This window comes from Kibdelosporangium phytohabitans, from assembly GCF_001302585.1.
Taxonomy (GTDB): domain Bacteria; phylum Actinomycetota; class Actinomycetes; order Mycobacteriales; family Pseudonocardiaceae; genus Kibdelosporangium; species Kibdelosporangium phytohabitans.
The window spans coordinates 3,122,215-3,145,299 of record NZ_CP012752.1 but is presented as its reverse complement, the minus strand read 5'-3'; the positions used below and the strand labels follow the sequence as shown (position 1 = coordinate 3,145,299).

General features: G+C 68.6%; 21 protein-coding genes. 11 read left to right on the top strand and 10 right to left on the bottom strand.

The window, feature by feature from the left end; all coding sequences use genetic code 11:
• Positions 1-191: 191 nt before the first annotated feature.
• On the top strand, positions 192-371 hold the full coding sequence (locus tag AOZ06_RS14600; protein WP_033391384.1) for a DUF7455 domain-containing protein: 180 nt from the start codon (positions 192-194) through the stop codon (positions 369-371).
• Positions 372-464: 93 nt separating this feature from the next.
• Here the strand turns inward: AOZ06_RS14600 and AOZ06_RS14595 are convergent, their stop codons facing one another.
• The 6 genes from AOZ06_RS14595 to AOZ06_RS14570 all read right to left on the bottom strand — a co-directional run bounded on the left by AOZ06_RS14595 (position 465) and on the right by AOZ06_RS14570 (position 7,257).
• Complete coding sequence (locus AOZ06_RS14595) at positions 465-1,640, bottom strand: ROK family transcriptional regulator (protein ID WP_236952229.1); 1,176 nt, start codon at positions 1,638-1,640, stop codon at positions 465-467.
• A 5-nt stretch (positions 1,641-1,645) separates the two neighbouring features.
• Positions 1,646-3,097, bottom strand: a complete 1,452-nt coding sequence (locus AOZ06_RS14590; RefSeq protein WP_054289890.1) for a sugar ABC transporter permease — start codon at positions 3,095-3,097, stop codon at positions 1,646-1,648.
• A gap of 36 nt (positions 3,098-3,133) precedes the next feature.
• Positions 3,134-3,910: an ATP-binding cassette domain-containing protein gene (locus tag AOZ06_RS14585; protein WP_054289889.1), complete on the bottom strand. Its 777-nt coding sequence runs from the start codon at positions 3,908-3,910 to the stop codon at positions 3,134-3,136.
• Between the two features lie 76 nt (positions 3,911-3,986).
• Positions 3,987-5,108, bottom strand: coding sequence for a sugar ABC transporter substrate-binding protein (locus AOZ06_RS14580; RefSeq protein WP_054289888.1), 1,122 nt, complete (start codon positions 5,106-5,108; stop codon positions 3,987-3,989).
• Between the two features lie 199 nt (positions 5,109-5,307).
• Positions 5,308-5,490: a hypothetical protein gene (locus AOZ06_RS14575; protein WP_054289887.1), complete on the bottom strand. Its 183-nt coding sequence runs from the start codon at positions 5,488-5,490 to the stop codon at positions 5,308-5,310.
• A gap of 78 nt (positions 5,491-5,568) precedes the next feature.
• The gene (locus AOZ06_RS14570; protein ID WP_054296647.1) at positions 5,569-7,257 is read right to left on the bottom strand and encodes a DEAD/DEAH box helicase; all 1,689 of its coding nucleotides are present in this window, start codon (positions 7,255-7,257) and stop codon (positions 5,569-5,571) included.
• Between the two features lie 261 nt (positions 7,258-7,518).
• On the opposite strand from AOZ06_RS14570, the gene AOZ06_RS14565 reads away from it, so the two are divergent.
• On the top strand, positions 7,519-8,643 hold the full coding sequence (locus tag AOZ06_RS14565) for a YihY/virulence factor BrkB family protein (protein ID WP_083471687.1): 1,125 nt from the start codon (positions 7,519-7,521) through the stop codon (positions 8,641-8,643).
• 179 nt (positions 8,644-8,822) lie between these two features.
• The gene (locus tag AOZ06_RS14560; protein ID WP_054289886.1) at positions 8,823-11,918 is read left to right on the top strand and encodes an efflux RND transporter permease subunit; all 3,096 of its coding nucleotides are present in this window, start codon (positions 8,823-8,825) and stop codon (positions 11,916-11,918) included.
• A gap of 72 nt (positions 11,919-11,990) precedes the next feature.
• Here the strand turns inward: AOZ06_RS14560 and AOZ06_RS14555 are convergent, their stop codons facing one another.
• On the bottom strand, positions 11,991-12,239 hold the full coding sequence (locus tag AOZ06_RS14555; protein WP_054289885.1) for a DUF3039 domain-containing protein: 249 nt from the start codon (positions 12,237-12,239) through the stop codon (positions 11,991-11,993).
• A 48-nt stretch (positions 12,240-12,287) separates the two neighbouring features.
• Here AOZ06_RS14555 and AOZ06_RS14550 point away from each other — a divergent pair, with 48 nt between their 5' ends.
• The 3 genes from AOZ06_RS14550 (at position 12,288) to AOZ06_RS14540 (ending at position 14,984) form a co-directional block, all read left to right on the top strand.
• Positions 12,288-13,097 (top strand): sporulation protein, encoded by an 810-nt coding sequence (locus AOZ06_RS14550; RefSeq protein WP_054289884.1) that lies wholly within the window; start codon positions 12,288-12,290, stop codon positions 13,095-13,097.
• A gap of 106 nt (positions 13,098-13,203) precedes the next feature.
• A complete protein-coding gene (locus tag AOZ06_RS14545) occupies positions 13,204-14,124 on the top strand; it encodes a pseudouridine-5'-phosphate glycosidase (RefSeq protein WP_236952227.1) in 921 nt (306 codons plus the stop codon).
• Positions 14,121-14,984, top strand: coding sequence for a carbohydrate kinase family protein (locus tag AOZ06_RS14540; RefSeq protein ID WP_257721472.1), 864 nt, complete (start codon positions 14,121-14,123; stop codon positions 14,982-14,984). Before AOZ06_RS14545 ends, AOZ06_RS14540 begins: the two co-directional genes overlap by 4 nt.
• Before the next feature lie 12 nt (positions 14,985-14,996).
• Here the strand turns inward: AOZ06_RS14540 and AOZ06_RS14535 are convergent, their stop codons facing one another.
• Positions 14,997-15,323 carry a DUF3099 domain-containing protein gene (locus tag AOZ06_RS14535; RefSeq protein ID WP_054289882.1) on the bottom strand — a complete coding sequence of 109 codons (327 nt, stop codon included), beginning with the start codon at positions 15,321-15,323 and terminating at the stop codon, positions 14,997-14,999.
• Between the two features lie 79 nt (positions 15,324-15,402).
• Here AOZ06_RS14535 and AOZ06_RS14530 point away from each other — a divergent pair, with 79 nt between their 5' ends.
• The 5 genes from AOZ06_RS14530 (at position 15,403) to AOZ06_RS14510 (ending at position 21,618) form a co-directional block, all read left to right on the top strand.
• Positions 15,403-16,878 (top strand): DUF7782 domain-containing protein, encoded by a 1,476-nt coding sequence (locus tag AOZ06_RS14530; RefSeq protein ID WP_054289881.1) that lies wholly within the window; start codon positions 15,403-15,405, stop codon positions 16,876-16,878.
• On the top strand, positions 16,875-17,297 hold the full coding sequence (dtd, locus tag AOZ06_RS14525; RefSeq protein WP_054289880.1) for a D-aminoacyl-tRNA deacylase: 423 nt from the start codon (positions 16,875-16,877) through the stop codon (positions 17,295-17,297). Before AOZ06_RS14530 ends, dtd begins: the two co-directional genes overlap by 4 nt.
• Before the next feature lie 233 nt (positions 17,298-17,530).
• Positions 17,531-18,508 carry a sigma-70 family RNA polymerase sigma factor gene (locus AOZ06_RS14520; RefSeq protein ID WP_054289879.1) on the top strand — a complete coding sequence of 326 codons (978 nt, stop codon included), beginning with the start codon at positions 17,531-17,533 and terminating at the stop codon, positions 18,506-18,508.
• A gap of 549 nt (positions 18,509-19,057) precedes the next feature.
• Entirely contained in the window at positions 19,058-20,716 is a 1,659-nt protein-coding gene (locus AOZ06_RS14515) for a fumarate hydratase (protein WP_054289878.1), read from the top strand.
• Positions 20,701-21,618 carry an aminoglycoside phosphotransferase family protein gene (locus AOZ06_RS14510; protein WP_063810351.1) on the top strand — a complete coding sequence of 306 codons (918 nt, stop codon included), beginning with the start codon at positions 20,701-20,703 and terminating at the stop codon, positions 21,616-21,618. Before AOZ06_RS14515 ends, AOZ06_RS14510 begins: the two co-directional genes overlap by 16 nt.
• Here AOZ06_RS14510 and AOZ06_RS14505 read toward each other — a convergent pair.
• Both AOZ06_RS14505 and AOZ06_RS14500 read right to left on the bottom strand, forming a co-directional pair.
• Entirely contained in the window at positions 21,599-22,465 is an 867-nt protein-coding gene (locus AOZ06_RS14505) for a hypothetical protein (RefSeq protein WP_054289876.1), read from the bottom strand. The genes AOZ06_RS14510 and AOZ06_RS14505 overlap by 20 nt on opposite strands.
• Positions 22,466-22,641: 176 nt before the next feature.
• Positions 22,642-22,932: a hypothetical protein gene (locus AOZ06_RS14500; RefSeq protein ID WP_054289875.1), complete on the bottom strand. Its 291-nt coding sequence runs from the start codon at positions 22,930-22,932 to the stop codon at positions 22,642-22,644.
• Positions 22,933-23,085 lie beyond the last annotated feature (153 nt).

Here is a 23,085-nt window from a genome sequence, read left to right as displayed (position 1 = left end):
ACGACAACCGGGCGAACCAATTGTTACGGCTGTCTCTCTCGGGCGCGGGAACACTGACGATCGCCAAAACGTCTGCAAGAGTAGAGGTAGCGAACATCGGGTATCCGCCCGGCAACCAAGTCGGCGGAGACCAGGTGGTCGCAGCCTGACGAGGGCACCGACCACGGTGCCGGGACGGAGGGAGATTTACCATGAACACCACGCTCACCCGCCCCGAACTGACAGCCGCCGATCGCTGCGACCGCTGCGGGGCAGCCGCGCAGGTTCGGGCGATCCTGCCCTCAGGAGGAGAACTGCTGTTCTGCGGTCACCACGCGCGCGAGCACGAGGCGCGCCTGAAGGAGTTGGAGGCAGAGCTGCAGAAGGGCTGAGACCACCAGCCACGACGTAGTCAAGGGGCGGGACTCCCATGAGCGTGCGGGTCCCGCCCCTTCTGCGTGTCCGGGTGCTGTGCGTCCAACTGCTCACATCGCGCCGAGGACCGGCTCGAAGGCCAGTTCCGCGGCGCCGATCAGCTTCGCGTCCCCGCCGAGCACCGACGGCACGATCCGCGTCCCGCCGATCGCCCGGCTGACCAGGCTGCGGGTGCGCACCTCCCGGCCGACGTCGGCGATCACGGCCGCGGGCAGCGACGTGAACAGGTCGCCGAGCACGACCAGTTCGGGGCCGAGCATGTTCACCACGTTGACCAGGCCGAGAGCGAGCCAGTCGACGAACTCGGCGAGCTGGTCGCGGGCCAGCGCGGAATGCGCGGCCAGTTCCTTCAACGCGGCGACGATCGCGCCGCGCGGCGATCCCTCCGGCAGGTCCAGGGAGCGGCACATGGCCGCCTCACCGATCTCGGTCTCCCAGCAGCCGTGGCTGCCGCAGTAGCACGGCCGCCCGCCGGGCTTGACGACCATGTGCCCGATTTCGCCGAAATACCCGCTGTTGCCGCGCATCAGGGAGCCGTTGGCGATCACACCGCCACCGACACCCACGTCAGCACCCACGTACACCGCGTCAGACGCGCCACGGGCGGCACCGCGCACGTGTTCGGCCAGGACACCCAGTTCCGCGTCGTTGCCGAGCCGCACGGGCATGCCCAGGCCGGTGGACAGCCACTCCCCCAACGGGATGTCGGTCCAGTGCAGGTTCGGCGCCTCGTGCACCAGGCCGTCGGTGCCGCGCACCACGCCCGGCACGGAAACGCCCACCGCGGCCGTCTCCACCTTCAGCTCCCCCACCAGCCAGCGGGTCGACTCGACGATGTGCGTGACGACTTCCTCGGGCTGGCTGGCGCGGCCGTAGAGGTTCCAGCTGTTGCGGCCGAGGATCTGCCCGCCGAGGCCGACGAGTGCGATGGCGACGCCCTCGACGCGGATGTCGATCGCGAGCACGACCGCCGAGTGCGGCTGCGGCAGGACGAGCAGGGACGGCCGCCCGGCGCCGCTGCGCTGCAGCGGTACGCGCTCCTCCACGACACCCGCTTCGGCCAGGCCGTCCACTAGGGCCTTGATGGTGCTGCGGTTGAGCCCGAGTTCCGTGGTCAGCGCCGCGCGGGTGCACGGCCCGTCGACGTGCAGGCGGCGCAACAGGGCTGTCCTGTTGTGCCTGCGCACCTCGTCGGGCCGGGCCCCCGCGATCGGCGATGTCGTCACGGCGATCAGGACTTGACGGCCGCCGCGCGACGGCGGGACAAGGCGTCGACTGTCGCCGCGACCAGGAGCACGACGCCGGTGATGATGTTGATCTCGGCGGCTCCGTAGTTCAGCAGGACCAGTCCGTTCTGCACGACCGCGATCACCGTGCCACCGATCACCGCGTCGGTGATCCTGCCCTTGCCACCGAACAGCGACGTACCACCGATGACCGCGGCACCGACCGCGAACAGCAGCGTGTTCAGCGCGCCTGCCTGCGGGTCGACCGAACCGATCTTGGACGAGTACACGATCGCGCCGATCGCGGCGAGCGACGAGCTCACCACGAACACGCTGGCCTTGATCTTGGACACGTTGATGCCGGCGCGACGGGCCGCCTCGGCGTTCCCGCCCACCGCGTAGATGTGCCGCCCGTAGCGGGTCCGGTTGAGCACGTACATACCGATGACCATGATGCCAAGCACGATCGGCACGACGAACGGCACGCCCTCGTTGGGGACCTCGGTCTGCGAACGGTCGATCGTGAACAGGTACGTTCCGACGATCGTGAGCGCCGCGAGCGCGGCGACCTTGGCCAGCGCGATCGGCGTCGGCTGGGTGACCAGGCCGCCGTTGAGCCGCTTGAAGTGCTGGCCGAGCGTCACGGCGGCGTACCCGCCAGCCACGATCACGCAGAAGATCCAGCTGCCGGTGATGCTCAGGTTGCCGTTGGCGACCGCGTTGAGCGTCGGCGACGCCGAGCCGATCGGCAGCGTGCCGCCCTCGCCGATGAGCTTGAGGATCACGCCCTGCCAGGTGATGAACAGCGCCAGCGTCACCACGAAGGACGGCATGCCGATCTTGGCGACGAGGAAGCCGGTGATGCAGCCGATCGAGCCGCCGACGGCGATCGCGAGCAGCATCTCCAGCCAGGCGTTGGCAGGCACGCCGATCAGCGTGATCAGCAACGCGATCAGCGCCAGGCCCGCGCCGGCCCAGATCCGCATCAGCAGCGCGAGACCGAGCGCGACGACCACCAGCGCGCAGAACACGTAGAACACCGTGGTGCCCATGCCGCCGAGCAGGTTGCCGTTGCGCACCACGTGCAACGCCATGACGGCGGCGCAGACGCCGGACGCGGTCCCCGCGGCCAGGTCGATCTCGCCGAGCAGCAGCACGAACACCAGGCCCATCGCGATGATGATGGTGCCCGCGCCCTGTTGGAACAGGTTGGCGACGTTGGTCAGCGAGAGGAAGACGTCCGACTGCGTGGCGAAGTAGATCACCAGCACGATCAGGCCGGCCAAGGCGGGCAACGAGCCGAGCTCGCCGCCGCGCACCTTGGCGAAGTAGTCGCCGATCGCCTCGCCCGTCGTCTTCGACGTGGTGTCGATCCCGAAGTCGGAGATCGCGCCACCGGTGCGTTTGGCTTCCTCCGGCGCGCTCTGCGTGCCGGTCGCGGAAGGCTTGTCAGTCATCGCGTGGGGTCCAGTTCGTGTCTGAAGGTAGCCAGGTCAGATCGTCACGGCGTCGGGACGGGCGAGGCCGAGCTCGCCGGACCGCCCGGCGGTGATCAGCTCGACCACCTGGGTGTTCGTCACTTCCTTGGTCGGCACCTGCGCGACCATCCGGCCGAGGTAGAGCGTCGCGATCCGGTCGGCGACCTCGAACACGTCGGCCATGTTGTGACTGATCAGCACGACGCCGAGGCCCTGCTCGGCCAGCCTGCGGACCAGGTCGAGCACCTGGCGGGTCTGCGCGACACCCAGCGCGGCGGTCGGCTCGTCGAGCAGCACGACCTTGCTGTTCCACAGCACCGCCTTGGCGATCGCGACGGTCTGCCGCTGCCCGCCGGACAGCGACGCGACCGGCGTGCGCACGGACTTGACCGTGCGGACCGACAGCGACGCGAGCGTCTCGCGTGCGGCCTTCTCCATCGCGGACTCGTCGAGCATCCAGCGCGTTCCACGTTCCCTGCCCAGGAACATGTTCTGCACGATGTCGAGGTTGTCGGCCAGCGCGAGGTCCTGGTAGACGACCTCGATGCCGAGCTGCGCGGCGTCCTTCGGCCCGCGGATGTGCACCTCGTTGCCCTGGAATGTGACGGTTCCCGAGTCGTGACCGTAGATCCCGGCGATGCACTTGACCAAAGTGGACTTCCCGGCACCGTTGTCGCCGACGAGCGCGGTGACTTCGCCCGCGCGCACGGTGAAGTCCACGTCGTGCAGGACGTGGACCGGGCCGAAGCTCTTGTTGAGACCCTTGATCTCGAGGATCGGATCACTGCTCATGGTTGTTTGCTCCGTGATGGGCCCGGGGCTGGTGCCAGTCGGGGGCAGGCACCAGCCCCGGAGATTCGGGCGACTACTAGGAGATGCCTGCCGCGGCGCACAGCGGCTGGACGTCGCCGGTGCAGACCTCGGCAGCCTTGACGTACCCGGCGGTGATCACGTCCTTGACGTTCGCCTTGGTGATCGTCTGCGGGGTGAGCAGCACGGACTTGACGTCGCGGTTGCCGGTCGGGTCCTTCTCGGTCTGCGTGGCGATCGCGTCGGCGGCGGCGTTGTCGCCCTTGGCCAGCGCGGCGGCCAGCTTGGCGGTGGCCTCGGCCTCTTCCTTGATCGGCTTGAAGACGGTCATGTACTGGTCGCCGCGCAGCACGGCCTGCAGGCCGGCCGGGGTGGCGTCCTGGCCGGTGACCGGCACGGACAGGCCGTTCTTCTTCAGCACGGTGATGACCGCGCCCGCGAGGCCGTCGTTGGCGGCCACGACACCGTCGACCTTGCCGCCGTTCTGGGTCAGGAACTGCTCGAAGTTCCGGCCGCCTGCCTGGTTGTCCCAGTTGTCGATCTTCTGGGAGCGGACCAGCTTGAGCGCGCCGCTCTCGTAGAGCGGCTTGAGGACCTTCTGCTGGCCGTTGTAGAACAGGGTCGCGTTGTTGTCCGTCGGCGCGCCCTCGATCTCGATGACCTGCGCGCCCTGCTTGCCCTTCAGCGCGGAGGCCAGCGCCTCGCCCTGCAGCTCGCCGACCTTGGTGTTGTCGAAGGACACGTAGTACTTCGAGCTGCCGCCGAGGTTGAGGCGGTCGTAGTCGATGACCGGGATGTTGGCGTCGGCGGCCTTCTTGGCGACGGACTTGCCGAGCTCGCTGTTGATCGACGCGATCACCAGCACCTTGACCTTCTGGGTGATCATGCTGTCGGCCAGGCGCGTGAAGGTGGCGGTGTCACCCTGCGCGTTCTGGATGTCCGCGTCGAGGCCCTGCGCCTGCATCGCGGCCTTGAGCATCGGCTTGTCGAAGCCCTCCCACCGGGCGGAGGTGGCCGTCTCCGGCAGGATCACGCCGACCTTGGTGCCGCCTGACGGTGCGGACGCCCCCGAAGTGGAGCCACCGCCAGCAGGCGCCGGTGCCTCGTTGGCCCCGCAAGCAGAGAGCACGAGGGCGACACCCGCACCCACGGCGGCGAGGGCAAGGGTCTTGCTGCGCATTCGTCGTTGTCCTTCCAGTGGGACTGTGAAGTCGGGACTGGGGAATGTTGTGCGCCACAACATATGCCGACCACCCGGGTGACCGGAAGCACACTGGATCGATTCAGACCCCTTCGTTGGATACGAACTGGCAACGACGATCTAACTGAAGGGCTTCAGTTTCCTGAACAGTGACAACGCCATCACCAGCGGTAAGTGATCAACTAAGGAAACGCTCCCACGGCGCCGCCCGCGCATCCGCCCGTTCCGCCGAGATCACGAATTTGTTGCGGAGGCCGACCAAAGGCACCGGATACCGCCGATGTACGTGGCTGATCTCCGGAAACAGGTTTGTCGCGACCCACCGGAGCAGACCGGGCCGCAGCACCAACGCGCTGGTCATGGCCCCGGGCTCCGGACGGATGGGACGAACCACCCCCGTACCGGGAACACTGTTGCGGCGACCCACAACAAACTCGGCTCACCAGGAGCGCAAGGTGACGATCCGCTCCTCGAGCTGCTCGACGGACGCCATGGCGGTCGGCGGGCCGCCGCACTGCCTGCGCAGGTCACCGTGGATGACGCCGTGCGGTTTGCCGGTGCGGTGGTGGAACATCGCCACCAGCGTGTTCAGCTCCTTGCGCAGGCCGTTGAGACGCTCCTGAACCGTCTGCGGCCGGTTCTCCACCGGCACAGCCGGGCGGGCGGCGTCCTCGGCGTGCTTGCGGGTCCGGGACGCCAGCTGCTTCTCCTGGCGCTGCTGCAACAAAGTCCGGACCTGCTCGGGCTCGAGCAGGCCGGGCAGGCCGAGGTAGTCCTGCTCCTCCTCCGAACCGACGCCCGCCGCCGTGCCGAACGACGAGCCCTCGTAGATGACCTGGTCGAGCTCGGCGGACGCGCCCAGCGAGGTGAACGGCTTCTCGTCCTCCCCCGGCTCGTCCTCGGTCCGGTTGGCCGCCGCGAGCAGCTCGTCGTCCCAGCCGTCCTTCTCGCGGTGCGGCTTGCCGAGGATGTGGTCGCGCTGCGCCTCCATCTGGCTGGCCAGCTCCAGCAGCACCGGCACACTCGGCAGGAAGACGCTCGCCGTCTCACCCTGCCGCCGGGCACGCACGAACCGGCCGATCGCCTGCGCGAAGTACAGCGGGGTCGACGCGCTGGTCGCGTAGACACCGACGGCGAGGCGCGGCACGTCGACGCCTTCGGACACCATCCGGACCGCGACCATCCAGCGGTCGTCGGAGTCCGCGAACTTCTTGATGTTCCCCGAGGCCTTCGGGTCGTCCGACAACACGACTGTCGGCTCCTGCCCGGTGGTGGTCGCCAGGATCCTGGCGTACTCACGTGCCGTGGTCTGGTCCGAGGCGATCACGAGGCCGCCCGCGTCGGGCACGCCACCGGCGCGCAACTGCCGCAGGCGGACGTCCGCCGCGTTGAGCACCGCGGGCATCCACTCGCCGGTCGGGTCCAGCGCCGTGCGCCACGCCCGCGCGGTCTGCTCCTGCGTCATCGGCTCGCCGAGGCGGGCGGTGAACTCCTCACCCGCGCTCGTGCGCCAGGAGGCCTCGCCCGAGTAGGCCATGAAGATGACGGGCCGGACCACACCGTCGCGCAGCGCGTCGGAGTAGCCGTACGTGTGGTCGGAGACGCTGCGCATGTGCCCGGCGCCATCCGGCTCGTAGTTGACGAACGGGATGGGCGAGTCGTCGCTGCGGAACGGCGTCCCGGTCAGCGCGAGGCGGCGCACCGCCGGGGTGAAGGCCTCGCGGATCGAGTCACCCCAGGACTTCGCGTCGCCACCGTGGTGCACCTCGTCGAGGATCACCAGGGTCTTGCGGTTCTCCGTGCGCACGCGGTGCAACGTCGGGTGCGCGGCGACCTGGGCGTAGGTGACCGCCACACCGCGGTAGTCGCGGGAGGTCTGGCCCTGGCCGTTGGTGAAGTTCGAGTCGATCGGGATGCCGAAGTTGGTCGCCGACTCGGCCCACTGGTGCTTGAGGTGCTCGGTCGGCGCGACGATGGTGATCGACTCGACCGTCCGGTCCGACAACAGCTCCAGCGCCAGCCGCAGGCCGAACACGGTCTTGCCCGCGCCCGGCGTCGCCACGGCGAGGAAGTCCTTCGGCTTGGCCGCCAGGTACTTCGTGATCGCCCGGCGCTGCCACGCGCGCAGCGGCCGCTGGGCGGGTGACGCCGGCTGCTCGGGCGAGGACTGCTGCTGGGGCGGCGGCTGCTGAGCCGGGGGCGCGTAGTCCGGTGCTACCACGTGTCTCTCGGCTCCTTTCTCGCAGAAATACCCTCAGGGCGCGTCCCGCGGGACTCGTTGAGGGCTCCCGAAGCCTACCTTCCGCCGAGCGCGCGTGCCGCCCGGTCGCCGGTTCACGGGCGGGTCGAGTCGGCCAAATCACGGTCCATGCACCATGCTTGGTGCGTTATGAGCGACCAGCATCCGCTTCCGGCCGACGGCGCGCCCGCGCGCCGGGGTCCTGGTGGGCTGGTCGGGCAAACCCTGAAGCGGGCGTGGAAGGGCAGCATCTTCTCGGAGGCCGCGGAGGCCGCGTTCTGGCAGACGCTGTCGCTGCCGCCGCTGCTGCTCGGCCTGCTGGGCAGCCTCGGCTACGTCTCCGGCTGGTTCGGTCAGCGCGTCCTGGACGAGGTGCAGGCCAGGATCATCAGCTTCTCGTACACGATCTTCAGCGGCAACGTGGTCGAGGACATCGTCAAGCCGACGGTGCAGGACATCCTGCTCACCGGTCGCGGCGAGGTCGTGTCGATCGGGTTCCTGCTGTCGCTGTGGGCCGGTTCGTCGGCCATGTCCTCCTTCGTCGACGCGATCACCTCCGCACACGACCAGTACACCGTGCGCAACCCGGTGTGGCAGCGGATCTTCGCGCTGCTGCTGTACATGGCCAGCCTGATCGGCCTGATCATCGGACTGCCGCTGCTGGCGCTGGGCCCGGACATCCTGCCGAACTTCTTCCCCGCGTCGTGGCGCGAGCAGGTCTCGTTCTACGTGAACCTGCTGTACTACCCCGCGCTCGGTATCCTGGCGCTGCTGGCCGTAACGACGTTGTACAAGCTCGCGCTGCCGCGGAAACTGCCGTGGCACCGGGGCGTGCCGGGCGCGGTGCTCGCGGTGGCGGTGTTCATGCTCGCCAGCAGCCTGCTGCGGCTGTACATCTCGTGGATCACCACGACCGGTTACACGTACGGCGCGCTGGCAACACCGATCGCTTTGCTGCTGTTCACTTTCTTCATCGGGTTCGCGATCGTCCTCGGCGCGCACTTCAACGCCGCCATCCAGGAGCTGTGGCCTGCCAAGATGACCAGGCGGCAGCGGCGGCGCTGGCGGCGGCTGGAGATGGAGCGCGTGGCCGAGCACATCCGGTCCGACAGCTCCGGCGGCACGGGTGCCCCGGGGGCCGGTGTGGACGGCCATGACACAGTCCAGTTGGGCGGTTCCCAGGAGGACCCGGGGGGATCGGTACAGAAACCGGGGCAGGAACCCCCCAAGCGGGCCGGTGGGTCATCCTCGCGGCCAACGCGGACTCATCCCTAGGGACGACTCGGAAGTCAAGCCACGGGTGCATGTCCACACGCGCTCGCTGTGCCAGGCTCTGACGTATCGCCCAAGGGGCACCGGGCGATGTTTTTGCAGGAGCCTGCGTCGCTGCGGGAGGGCAACCCGCGCGACGCAGGCTCCGATCTGTATATCGCCTTCATGAGGGGGATTTTCCAGTGTGGTTGCTGGCGCGGTTAAGCCTTGCCAACCGGAGTTTGATCGGCTTGATCACGCTCGCGGTCATCGGGTTCGGCGCGTTCGCCGTGCCTTCGCTGAAACAGCAGCTGTTCCCGTCCATCCAGCCGCCGACGGCGATGATCGTCTCGCCGTACCCGGGCGCGGCACCGGACGTGGTCAGCTCACAGGTCACCGAACCGATCGAGGCGGGGCTGCAGGGCACCGAGGGCCTGGAGAAGCTGAGCTCGGAATCGGCCGAGGGCATCTCGTCGATCGTCGCGCAGTTCAAGTTCGGTACGGACATGGACCGCGCGGCCGACCGCATGCAGCAGGCCGTCAACCGTCTCGGCACGCAGTTGCCCAAGGACGTGCGGCCGACGGTCACGGCGGGCAGCACCGAGGACTTCCCCGCCGTCGTGCTGGCCGCGGGGAGCACCGGGGACCAGCAGAAGCTCGCGGACCAGTTGGCCACGAGCGCGGTGCCCGAGCTGAAGAAGATCGCAGGCGTGCGTGACGTGCGGGTGACCGGCGCGGCCAAGGAAACCGTGACGATCACAGTGGACTACGCCAAGCTCGCGGGCGCGGGGGTCGAGCCGGCCGCGTTGATCACGGCGCTGCAGTCGGCGGGCAAGCCGGTCCCGGCGGGTTCCCTCACCGAGGGCAACCGGACGCTGACCGTCCAGGTCGGCGGCCAGCTCGCCTCTGTCGACGCGCTGCGCGACATGTACCTCGCCGGGCAGCGCCAGCCGGTGCGGCTGGCCGACGTGGCGAGTGTCGAGCCGCGACTGGCCGCCGCGACCTCGCTCACGCGCACCAACGGCAAGCCGAGCCTCGGCATCTCGATCATGATGACCAGCGACGGCAACGCCGTCGACATCTCCGAAGCCGTGCGGGGCAAGCTTTCCGGGATCGGCACGACCGTCGGCGCCGAGCTGACGGTGATCTTCGACCAGGGCCCGTACATCCAGGAAGCGGTCAAGGGGCTGACCACAGAGGGATTGCTGGGCCTGGTGTTCGCGGTCGTGGTGATCCTGCTGTTCCTGCTGTCCGTGCGGTCCACTTTGGTCACCGCGGTGTCCATCCCGTTGTCGGTCATGGTCGCGTTGCTCGCGTTGTGGACGGGTGACCTCTCGCTGAACCTGCTGACGCTCGGCGCGTTGACGATCGCGGTCGGCCGCGTGGTCGACGACTCGATCGTGGTGCTGGAGAACATAAAGCGGCATCTGGCCTACGGCGAAGGCAAACAACGCGCGGTACTCGACGGCGTGCGGGAGGTCGCGGGCGCGGTGACCGCGTCCACATTGACCACGGTCGCCGTGTTCCTGCCGATCGCCTTCGTCAGCGGTATCACCGGGCAGTTGTTCTCGCCGTTCGCCGTCACGGTCACCGTCGCACTGCTGGCGTCCCTGATCGTGTCGCTGACGATCGTGCCGGTGCTCGCGTACTGGTTCCTCAAGCCGCCCAAGGCAGGCACGGACATCGCCGCGTTCCGCGAGCAGGCCGAGGCCAAGGAGCGGCGCGGCATCCTGCAACGCGCCTACGTCCCGGTGATCCGGTTCGCCACCCGCCGCAGGCTGACCACTTTGCTGGTCGCGCTGGCGATCCTGGTCGGCACGTTCGGCCTGCTGTCCAACCTGAACACGAACTTCCTCGACGACTCCGGCTCCACCAGCATGACCGTGAGCCAGAAGCTCCCGCCGGGCAGCAGCATCGCCGCCCGCGACGACGCGGCGAGGAAGGTCGAGGGCGCGCTGGCCGCGGAGCAGGGCATCGAGGCCTACCAGGTCACGATCGGCTCGGAGCCCGGTTTCGGCGGCGAGGTCAGCTCGGTGAACCAGTTCCAGGTGACCCTGCGCAAGGGCACCGACACCAAGGCGTTGCAGGACCGCCTGGTCAGCCGGTTCAAGGGCGACACCTCCGCGGGCGAGGTCAAGGCAGGCGGGGACGGCGGCGGGTTCGGCAGCAGCGACGTGAGCGTGGTCGTCAAGGCGCCCAACGACGAAGCCCTGCGCGCGGCCACCGACCAGGTCCTGGCGAAGGTCAAGGGAGTGCAGGGCCTCGCCGAGGTCACGAACGACCTCGCGGTGAGCGCGCCGCGGGTGCAGATCGACGTGAACGAGCGCGCCGCCGCCGCGGCCGGGCTCAGCGCCGACACGGTCGGCCAGCTCGCCGGTCAGGCGATCGCCGGCTTCCCGGTCGGCGAGGTGTCCGTCGCGGGCAAGCGGCAGCAGATCGTGCTGCGCTCGGGTGTCGCACCGAAGGACGTCGCGGCGATCAGGGTGATGCCGCTGCTCACGCCGACCGGCCCGGTGCCGCTGGAGCGGATCGCGAAGGTCGAGACGGTCGACGGGCCGGTGGTGGTCAAGCGCAGTGAGTCGGAGCGCAGCGCCACCGTCACGGCCAAGCCGGTCGGCAAGGACCTCGGCACGGTCAACGCGGAGCTGGACACCGCGCTCAAGGGCCTCAAGCTCGGCGGCGGCGCGACGTACGCGATCGGTGGCGTGAGCGCCGACCAGCAGGAGGCGTTCGGCGACCTCGGGCTGGCGCTGCTGGCCGCGATCGTGATCGTCTTCGCGATCATGGTGGCCACGTTCCGCAGCTTCGTGCAGCCGCTGATCCTGCTGGTGTCCATCCCGTTCGCGGCGACCGGCGCGTTCGGCCTGCTGCTGGCCACCGGCACCCCGCTCGGCCTGCCCGCGATGATCGGCCTGCTGATGCTGGTCGGCATCGTGGTGACCAACGCGATCGTGCTGATCGACCTGGTCAACCAGTACCGCAGGCAGGGCATGAGCATCCAGGACGCGGTGGTCGAGGGCGGCAGGCGCAGGCTGCGGCCGATCCTGATGACCGCGTCGGCGACGATCTTCGCCTTGGCGCCCATGGCGTTCGGCGTGACCGGCGAGGGCGCGTTCATCGGCAAGCCGCTCGCGCTGGTGGTGATCGGCGGCCTGGTCAGCTCGACGCTGCTGACGCTGGTGCTCGTGCCGACGCTCTACACGATGGTCGAGCGCGTCAAGGAGCGGTCACGCGACAAGCGTGCCGCCAAGCGCTCTCCGTCGGCGCCGACCGAGCGGATCCCGGCGGGCGTCGACTAGCACCGGAGTAAAAGCGCAGGAAAGGGCACCTTCACGCCACACGCGTGAAGGTGCCCTTTTCGTACGAGAGGGTTACTCGCCGCCGCCGGGGCCCGGCTTCAGGCCCTCGAAGATCTGCTTGCACTCCGGGCAGACCGGCGAGCCCGGCTTCGGTGAGCGGGTCACCGGGAACACCTCGCCGCACAGCGCGACCACCATGGTGCCCATCACGGCACTCTCGGCGATCTTGTTCTTCTGCACGTAGTGGAACATCTTCGGGGTGTCGTCACCGGTCTCTTCACTGGTGTCGACGTCAGGCAGCGTCTGGGTGGAGGTACTCACGGGACCAATTCTGCATCAAACCGCCCGCAACCCTGGTTAGATGCGCGCATGTTCTCGAAGGTGCTGGCGAGTCTCGGGCAGGGCGGTGCCAAGGTCGACGCGCAGTTGCTCGATCGCAGCGTGCGGCCGGGTGGCCCGTTGCGCGGCCAGGTCGTGCTGATCGGCGGCCAGGTCGACCAGGAGGTCGACGGGCTGGGAGTGGCGCTGCTGGCCAGGGTCGAGCAGACCGACGAGCGCGGCGGCGTGACGCTGGTGGACCTGCCGTTCCAGAACGTCAACCTGGCCAGCAACGCGGTGGTCCGCGCCGGTCAGCAGCTGACCGTGCCCTTCGAGATCCACCTGCCGTGGGAGACGCCGATCACGACCGTGCTCGGCAAGCACCTCAGCGGGATGGCCGTCGGCCTGCAGACCATGCTGGACCTCGGCGGTTCCATGGCCGACCCGCAGGACATCGACGCGGTGGCGATCGAGCCGCTGCCCGCGCAGCACCGGATCCTCGACGCCTTCTCCCGGCTGGGCTTCCAGTTCCGGGCGGGCGGGCTGGAGAAGAACAAGATCACCGGACTCGACCAGCAGCTGCCGTTCTTCCAGGAGATCCGGTTCGCCCCGTCGCCCGCGTTCGCGCAGGCGTTCTTCGAGGTGGCGGTCACCTTCCTGGCCACGTCCAGCGGCATGCAGGTGGTGCTGGACGTGCGGAAGAAGGTCAGGGTGGGCAAGGGAAGCGGCCTCGGCCCGCAGGGCAGGGCGGCCATGGGTGCCTTCCCCGTCGACTACGCCAGGGTCGGCTCGGTCAACTGGGAGCAGCAGATCGAGGGCTGGCTGCGTGAGGCGGCCAAGCCGCGCGCCATCTTCGACTGAGCGCCTCCAGGCCGTTCGGTCCGGCGGGTCAAGCCGGTAGCGAACGGTCCACTGCCGCACCGAGGGAAGTGGACCGTTCGCTACCCGGCCGTAAAGAATGCCTTTCGTGACCGCTATCGCAATCGCTGACGAAGTCCGTACCGCACTGGAATCCGGCCAGGCCGTCGTGGCGCTGGAGAGCACGATCCTCTCCCACGGCCTGCCGCCCGGCCGCAACCGCGAGGTCGCGGACCGGCTGGAGGCGGTTGTCCGGCAGGCGGGCGCGGTGCCCGCGACGATCGCGGTCCTGGACGGCAAGGCCCGGATCGGCCTGTCCGACCAGCAGCTGGAACGGGTGTGCGCCGCGGATTCCGGGCTGGTCAAGCTGTCGATGCGGGACCTCGGCCCGGCCATGGCGCTCGGTCAGGACGGCGCGACGACGGTGGCGAGCACGGCGGCACTGGCGCACGCCGCGGGCATCGGCGTGTTCGGTACCGGTGGGCTCGGTGGTGTCCACCTGCCGCTGCCCGGCAAGCACACCACGTGGGACGTCTCGGCCGACCTGGACGCGCTCGCCGAGATCCCGATCCTGGTCGTGTCCTCCGGCGTGAAGTCCATCCTCGACGTCGCGGCCACCCTCGAGCTGCTGGAGACCAGGTCGGTTCCGGTCATCGGATACCGGACCGGCCACTTCCCCGGTTTCTACCTGCGGGAATCCGAGTTCGAGCTGGCGTGGCGGGTCGATTCGGCCAAGCAGGCCGCCGACGTCGTCGATGCGCACCGGCAGGCCCCCGGTTCCGCCGGGATCCTGCTGGCCAACCCCATCCCGCACGCCTACGAGATGGACCGCGAGTTCCACGACCGGCTGCTGGCCGACGGGATGAAACTGGTCGAGGAGCAGGGCGTGCAGGGCAGGGACGTCACGCCGGTGCTGCTCGACCACTTCCACACCGCGAGCGGTGGCGTCAGCCTTGACGCGAACGAGGCGCTCGTCGTGGCCAACGTGACACTGGCGGCCGAGGTCGCCGCTGACCTGGCGGCACGGTGACTGCGGCGGCGACCGTCCTGGTGGTCGGCGACACCGGGCTCGACGTGATGGTGGCGCCGGACGGCGACGTCGTCTACGGCGGCGACACCAGGGCGCAGATCCGGGTCACGATGGGCGGTGCGGGCGCGAACACGGCGACCTGGCTGGCCAGCCAGGGCACGGATGTCGTGCTGGTCAGCCGGATCGGCGACGACATGGCGGGCCGTCAGGTACTGCAGAACCTCAAGGCCGCGGGTGTGCGCTGCGAACTCGCGGTCGACCCGAGCGCGGCGACGTGCTGCGTGGTGATCATGGTGGACGAGTCCGGGCAGCGCACCATGTTGCCCGACCACGGCGCGGGCGCGTGGCTGCAGCCCGGTGACCTGCGGCCTGAACTGCTCGAGACCGCGCGGCACATGCACCTGTCGGGCTATGTCCTGCTCGACGCGGCGTCGAGGGACGCGGGCCTGGCGATGCTGCAAGCCGCCAGGGAGCGCGGGTTGACCACGTCGGTCGACCCGCAGTCGACGGCGCTGATCGACGACCCCGGCGCGTTCCTCGGCTGGATCAAGGGCATCGACCTGTTGCTGCCCAACGAGGACGAGCTGGCCCACCTCTCGGCCGGGCACGACCTGCTCGACTACGCGGGCGCGGTCGCGGCCACCGCCGGAGCGGCGGGCGCGAGCTGGATCGACCGGACCGGCACGGTGTCCGTCGCGGCCGAACAAGTGTCCTGTGTGGACTCGACGGGCGCGGGCGACGCCTTCAACGCCGGCCTGCTCACCGCCTGGCTGGCAGGCGCGGCCCCGGCGTCGGCACTGCGGTCCGGGGTGAGCGCCGCGACGAAGGCGGTCGCCGGGATCGGCGCGATCCCGGCGTAGCGCGCTAGCGCCCTAACCCTCGATGACCTGGTTGTTCGAGCGCTCGATCAAGTGAGCGCTCGGCTCACCCTGCTGGTGGCGGTTGACCCGCTCGGACTTGCGCGGTGGCCGGTCGTTGGCGATCAGCACAGCCGCCCACGGCAACGGGATCGACAGAACCAGGAACCCCAGCGCCAGCCACCACGAGACCTGGGCGAACAGCAGCGCGAGGAACAGGCACGGCAGGCGCAGCGACATCATCAGGATGTACTTGCGTTTGCGCGCCGCGTGCTGATCGTCGAACGACGGCGCAGCCTCGGTGATCAGAACCGGGGTGTCGGCTTCCTTGGGGTTGTTCACGAGACCTCCTCGACACCCGACATGGTGACTACGCTATACCCACAGCGACAGCTTCCCACCACCGTGGAAGTATTCCCGTGTGGCCGATGATCTTTCGCCGGAGTATTGTTCCGCACTTCGCACCTGCTTCGAGCGCGTCGGCTACGACGCCGACGGTGTCCTGAGCCTGCTCGGTGCGTCCGCGCACGCCGCGCTCGGCCGCGGCGAACCGGAACCCGCACGCCGGGTGACCAGGGACGGCGCCGGACTCGGCACCCTGATCAGGCTGTTCCTGCTCGGTGACGAGCTGCCGGAGAACGAGGTCAAAGCGGTTCTGCCGTGGCCGGAGTCGGTGGCCAACGGTGTCGTGCGGGTGGACGGCGACCGCGTGCGCGCCGGACTGGACGTACGTCCCTACGGCGATGACCAGGGTTCATGGTGGGTCTTCGCGGACCTGGATTCCGACCAGCTCGGGTCGACGGTGCCCGTCGACCACGTGCTGGGTGTGGGTCACGCCTCGTTGAGCCTGGCTCGCGCGACCATCCGCCGTCCGGTCGGCACCGTGCTCGATCTCGGTACCGGATGCGGTGTGCAGGCTTTGCACGCGAGCAGACATGCTCGGAAAATCACCGCCACGGATCTGTCCGGGCGCGCGTTGATGCTCGCGAACGCGACATTCCGGATCAATGACCTCGATGTGGAAACCCGGCAGGGCAAATGGTTCGAGCCGGTCACCGGCCGCCGGTTCGACCAGGTGGTGTGCAATCCGCCGTTCGTGGTCGGGCCGTCCCGCGTCGATTACACATATCGGGATTCCGGGCTCGCCGGTGACGACGCGAGCGCACTCGTGATCGCGGCACTGCCGGAATACCTCGCACGTGGCGGCGTCGGTCAACTACTCGCGTCGTGGTTGCACCTGCCGGGCCAGGACTGGCCGGAGCGGGTCACGTCGTGGCTGCCCGGCGGCGTCGACGCGTGGTTCGTGCAGCGCGACGTCGCCGATCCGGACCTCTACGTCGGTACTTGGCTCCGGGACGCGGGCATCGACCCGCGCTCGGCCGAGGGCGCGGCGCGCGCGTCCGCGTGGCTGGACTGGTTCGCCGAGAACAAGGTCGCCGGGGTCGGCTTCGGTTTCGTGACACTGCGACGGACCGACGGCGAACCGCGGATCGTCTGCGAGGACCTCAGGCACGCGTTCGACGACCCGCTCGGCCAGGAGGCAGCGGGCTGGTTGGACCGGATCGACTGGCTGCGCGCGCACTCGTCACCCGACGCACTGCTTCGAGCACACTTGAAGGTTGCCGATTCGGTTGTCCTCGAAGAAGTTTCGTCACCGGCCGACGAGGGCTGGGAAGCGGTCGTGCGCCGGTTGCACCGCACCGACGGGCCAGGCTGGCAGCACGAGATAGACGAGCTCGTGCGCGCTCTGCTCGCGGGTTGTCGCGGACTGTTGCCGTTGGGGGACTTGCTGGAACTGCTCGCCGCGGCACACGGCGTGCCCACGGACGCACTCATCGTCGCCGCGTTGCCGTTGGTCGACGAACTGGTCCGGCACGGGATGCTGGTCCCCGCATGAGAGCGGTCGCCGCACGCGTCAAGAGCGCGAGTGTGAGTGTGGACAGTCGGGTCGTCGGGGCGATCGACGCGGGCCTGTTGGTATTGCTCGGCGTGCATACGCAGGACACGCCCGAAAAGGCAGCCCACATGGCCCGGAAACTCCATGAGCTCCGCATTCTGCGTGACGAGGAGTCGTGCGCGACCGCGGCCGCGCCACTGCTCGTGGTCAGCCAGTTCACCCTCTACGGGGAAACCCGTAAGGGTCGCCGCCCGTCGTGGATCAGCGCCGCCCGCCCCGAACAGGCAGAACCCCTTGTCGGAGCAGTCGTCGACGAGCTGCGCAATCGGGGAGCCCACGTAGAAACCGGTGAATTCGGGGCCATGATGGAAGTAACGAGCGTGAACGACGGACCGTTCACCGTCCTTGTGGAAATCTAAGGGTTTTCTCAGCCACTGTGGACGGTGGCGGTCTCTCAGGAATATCTCAGCCTCTGGCACGCAACCGGGTGGTGACTTCCGACGTCATCCAGTTTGAGAAAGCGGGAACGAATCTCGATCGGCTCACGTTTTCTCTAGTGTCCAACCAACGGGCGGCAGGGTCCCAGACGGACCGTGGTTCGAAGGTCTGTGACACGAGCCACTGCCAGCCCGAGACAGGGGGAGGGAGTCCGATGACCGTCCCGCAGACTCTTGACCGCGAGGTTGTCGAAACCGCGGAATTGGATCTCGACGCACAGGGGCCCGCGGCCGACTTGGTCCGCGTTTACCTGAACGGGATCGGCAAGACCGCACTGCTGACCGCCGCGCAAGAGGTCGAGCTCGCCAAGCGGATCGAGGCCGGGGTGTTCGCCCAGCACATGCTGGAGTGCAACCCGCAGCTGCCCGCGCAGCGCAGGATGGACCTGAAGTCGCTGATCCGCGACGGGCACGTGGCCAAGAACCACCTGCTCGAAGCGAACCTGCGGCTGGTCGTCTCGCTGGCGAAGCGCTACACCGGGCGCGGCATGCCGCTGCTCGACCTGATCCAGGAGGGGAACCTGGGTCTGATCCGCGCGGTCGAGAAGTTCGACTACACCAAGGGGTTCAAGTTCTCCACGTACGCCACGTGGTGGATCCGTCAGGCCATCACGAGGGGCATGGCCGACCAGGGTCGCACCATCCGGCTGCCGGTCCACCTGGTCGAGCAGGTGAACAAGCTGGCGCGGATCAAGCGCGACCTGCACCAGCAACTCGGCCGCGAGGCCACCCACGACGAGCTGGCCAAGGAGTCGGGCCTGAGCGTCACCAAGGTGGCGGACCTGCTCGACCACGCCCGTGACCCGGTCAGCCTCGACATGCCGGTCGGCGCGGAGGAGGACGCCCCGCTGGGCGACTTCATCGAGGACTCCGAGGCGACGGACGCCGAAGGCGCGGTCATCTCCGGCCTGCTGCAGGACGACCTGCGCCGGGTGCTGGCCACGCTCGACGAGCGCGAGCAGCACGTGATCCGCCTGCGCTACGGCATCGACGACGGCCAGCCGCGCACCCTCGACCAGATCGGCAAGCGCTTCGGGCTCTCCCGCGAGCGCGTCCGCCAGATCGAGCGCGAGGTCATGTCGAAGCTCCGCCAGGGCGAGCGCGCCGAGAAGCTCAGGGCATACGCGAGCTGAGACTCAGGACGACGACGCAGGTCACCCGAACAGCGCTGGTGCAGCGTGAGGTACGTCACGATACTTAGTCGGGCGAACCGAAGACTACGCGGCGCGCTGGTCGATTGACTGTGCGTAGTCGCTTTCCCCGGGAGGTCGCGGCGGTCGGGGGCTGGCGCGGCCTTCCGACCTGCCTCCGCGGCCCTGCCTCCGCGGACCTGTGTTCGCGGACCGGGTCATTTTGGGGGCCGAGCCCCCAAGCCCCCCGGTGCGAGCTCTATACGAACCAGCGCTGGGCGCGTTGGTTTTGAACCGGCGTCGCGCCTGCGGCGCCCTGGGGCGGTGCAATTGCGTTTTGTCGGGGACTGCTCCGCGCGTCACGGCTGGCGGGATCACAGGGGTGCGATTCCCGTCAGTCCGTGACGGGCGGTCCGGCGGCCGGTCTTCGAGACCTGGCCTCTGGAGTCCGGGATAGCGTGTGACTCAGCCAACGTGAGGTCGTCACGGGTGGTCGTGGTGCGGGCGGTAACGTCTTTTCCCAGTTCCCGTACCGCGCGCAAAGGAGCCCGCGTGACCACCACCTCGTTCCAGTACACAGACGTGCTCCCGCTCGCCCCCGACACGACGACCGAGTACCGGCTCGTGACGTCGGAGGGTGTCCGAGTCGTCGAGGCAGCGGGCCGCAAGTTCCTCGAAGTCGACCCACACGTGCTGACCGTGCTCGCCCAAGAGGCGATCAAGGACATCCAGCACCTGCTCCGCCCGTCCCACCTCGCCCAGCTGAGGGCGATCATCGACGACCCGGAGGCATCCGGCAACGACCGCTTCGTGGCGATGGACCTGTTGCGCAACGCGTGCATCTCGGCCGGCGGCATCCTGCCGATGTGCCAGGACACCGGCACGGCCATCGTGATCGGCAAGCGCACCGAGGGTGTGCTCACCGGCGGCACAGACGAAGAAGCCCTCTCAAGGGGCGTGTTCGAGGCGTACCAGCAGCTCAACCTGCGGTACTCGCAGATGTCCCCGGTGACGTTCTGGGACGAGCGCAACACCGGCACGAACCTGCCCGCACAGGTCGAGCTCTACAACGCGCCCGGCACGGACCCGCGTTACGACTTCCTGTTCATGGCCAAGGGCGGCGGCAGCGCCAACAAGACTTTCCTGTACCAGGAGACCAAAGCCGTCCTGAACCCGAACCGGCTGGCGAAGTTCCTCGACGAGAAGCTGCGCAGCCTCGGCACCGCCGCGTGCCCGCCGTACCACCTCGCGATCGTGGTCGGTGGTCTGTCCGCGGAGCACAACCTGAAGACGGCGAAGCTCGCGTCCGCGCGATACCTGGACACCCTGCCGCGTGCCGGATCGGCGCTCGGCCACGGGTTCCGCGACGTCGACCTCGAGCAGCAGGTGCTGGAGATGACCCGGCAGTTCGGGATCGGCGCGCAGTTCGGCGGCAAGTACTTCTGCCACGACGTGCGCGTGATCCGGCTGCCCCGGCACGGCGCGTCCTGCCCGGTCGGTATCGCGGTGTCCTGTTCCGCCGACCGCCAGGCTAAAGCGAAGATCACCGCCGACGGCGTGTTCATCGAGCAGCTCGAGCGGGACCCCGCGCAGTTCCTGCCGGAGGTGGAAGGCGAGGACCTGTCGGCGGAGGTCGTGCGGATCGACCTGACCCGCCCGATGGCCGAGATCCGCGAGACCCTGTCCAAACTTCCGGTCAAGACAAGGCTTTCGCTGACGGGCCCGCTCGTGGTCGCCCGTGACATCGCGCACGCGAAGATCAAGGAGCGGCTCGACGCGGGCGAGCCGATGCCGCAGTACATGAAGGACCACCCGGTGTACTACGCGGGCCCGGCCAAGACACCGGAGGGTTACGCGTCCGGTTCGTTCGGGCCGACCACAGCGGGCCGGATGGACTCCTACGTGGAGCAGTTCCAGGCAGCCGGTGGCTCGCTTGTCATGCTGGCCAAGGGAAACCGGTCCGGTCAGGTGACGGACGCGTGCCAGTCGCACGGTGGCTTCTACCTCGGTTCGATCGGCGGCCCGGCCGCGCGGCTGGCCAAGGACTGCATCCGCAAGGTCGACGTGCTGGAGTACCCGGAACTCGGCATGGAAGCCGTGTGGAAGATCGAGGTCGAGGACTTCCCCGCGTTCATCGTGGTCGACGACAAGGGCAACGACTTTTTCGCCTCGACATCGGCCCCCACGTTGCAGATATCCTTCCGCAAGTGATCGTGATCCCGCGGGCCCTGGCCGAGTCGCTCCGCAAGCACTTCCCGCCGGAGTGGCTGGCCGGGCTCGCGGGGCTCGCCGAACGCACGCTCGACCAGTGGCGGCTCACGGTCGACGGGAAACCCATGCACGGCATGGCTTCCCTCGTTCTCCCCGTGGTACGGCCGGACGGCACGCGAGCCGCGTTGAAGCTGCAACCAGTCGACTGGGAACACGAAAGCGAACCGGTCGGCCTGCGGACCTGGGACGGTGACGGCATCGTCCGCCTGCTCGACCACGACCGGGACACGGGCGCGATGCTGCTCGAACGCCTCGACGACAGCCGTCCACTCTCGACGATGCCGGACGACTTCGCGGCGACCGAGATCCTCGCCGGACTCCTGGCGCGGCTGACGAGGGTCCCCGGACCGGACGGCATGCGGCACCTGAAGGACAGCGCCGAGCAGATGGTCGCGAACACGCCGGGCACGGCGTCCAAACTGTCCGATCAGGATGAACAGAACCTGTTGAAGGACTGGGCGGCGAGGGTTTCCGAGGTCCTGGACGAGCCGGGTGACCGGTTGCTGCACTGGGATCTGCACTACGACAACGTGTTGGCCGCCGACCGTGAGCCGTGGCTGGCGATCGACCCGAAACCGCTCGTCGGCGACCCGGGCTTCGACATCATGCCCGCGCTGGACAACCGGTGGGACGACATCGTCGCCACCGGTGACGTGCCCAAGGCTGTGCTGCGGCGGTTCGACCTGCTGACCGAGGCGCTCGGCGCCGACCGGCAGCGCGCGGCCGGGTGGACCGTCGCCCGCGCGCTGCAGAACTCGCTGTGGGAAGTCGACGGCGGCGAACAACGCCTGGACCCGATCCAGGTCGCGATCGCGCAAGCCGTTACTTCTCCTCGAAGATGAGGTCCTCGGGTGGCACTGTCATCCGGACGGTGTCGCCGGTGACCTCGACGATCGTGTCGAGGCTCGTCCAGTGCCCGGTCGACAGGACGAACAGCCGGTCGTCCTTCTGGTCGAGGAAGTCGAGGAACCCGCCGAGCGACAGGTCGCCGTCGTTCAACGACAGGTAGTCGGCCAGCCGCCGGAACAACTTCGGCAGGATGACCAGGTCCTCCTCCAGCGACCGTTGCTTCTCCACGCGCGCGCCGGTCAGCGTGACGTCCTTGGGCCACAGGCCGAGTTGCTCGGCCATGGCCGCTTTGGCCGCCTCGGCCATCGCGGTCCGCAGGTCCGGGAACAGCTTGCGGTAGAAGGTCGGGTACGCCAGGCCACGCGCGAGCTGGTGGTAGTTCACGGTCCGCTGCACCATCGGCACATCGAAGTGGATCTTCGTGCCGCTCGGGCCGGGAGCCGCGCCCTTGCCCGCGAACGCGACACAGCGGCCGTAGACGTCAGCGGTGCGCGTGAAGATGTATCCCGGCGCCTGCAACGGTTCCGAGGCGGTGACAGTGCCGTCCCTCTCGCGCCGGACGACATCGGTGAACCCCAGGAAGTCCAGCAGTTCGGCCGACGCCGTGTCGGCGAACCGCGCCGGCTGGTGGGTCTCCCCCGCGCTGGTGAGGAAATGCGTTTCCAGCGCGTCGATGCCGTCCAGCCGTAACTGGGCACCACCGCTCTTGTTGCGGCGGACCCTGTGCCCGCCCTCCACCTTGTTCCAGTCGTCGAGGTCGTTGGGGTAGAACCGGACTGAGTCACCGTCCGGCCTTGCCCCGACCACCCGGAAAGTACCTTCGATCACCAACATCGCCATGGTGACGTTCTCCCTCGGCCGATCCGCCCTGTGCACGGATATCGCCGAATGGGGAGAACGAGTTAGTGGCCTGCACCGAAAGCACCAGTGAACACTGCCCCAAAGTGCAGGTCAAACCTCGTGAGTGGTTTGGCCGGTTAGAACCGGCCAAACCACTCACGAGGGTGGGGTGGGGGTCAGACCTTGCGTTGCTGGTAGTCCAGGGTGACCGGGCGGTCACCGAGGGGGGCGTTCAGCGTCACGGTGAAGTTCGGGTACCGAATGTCCATCGTGCACATCTGCTCGACCTTCGGCGACGTCTCGACCATGGTCAGCACGACCTTGTCGGTGCTCTGTTCGCCGATCTCGACGCTGGCCCGGCTACAGCCGCCTTCCTGCGCGGTGACGCCGATGCGGGTGCCGTCGCCCTCGGTCCACACCTTTCTCGGGTACGCCTCGGGCAGTTTGGCCGCGTCGAGCTTGGTCACCAGTTTGGCGCCCGCGGGCTGCTCACCGGGCAGCTGCGGCTCAGAGGCCTGGCTGGTGTCGCTCGGCAGATCCGATGTTGGAGGTGGAGCGGAGCCAGGCTGCGTCTGAGCACCGCAAGCGGCACACAGTGCGAGCAGAACACTGGCTCCGGC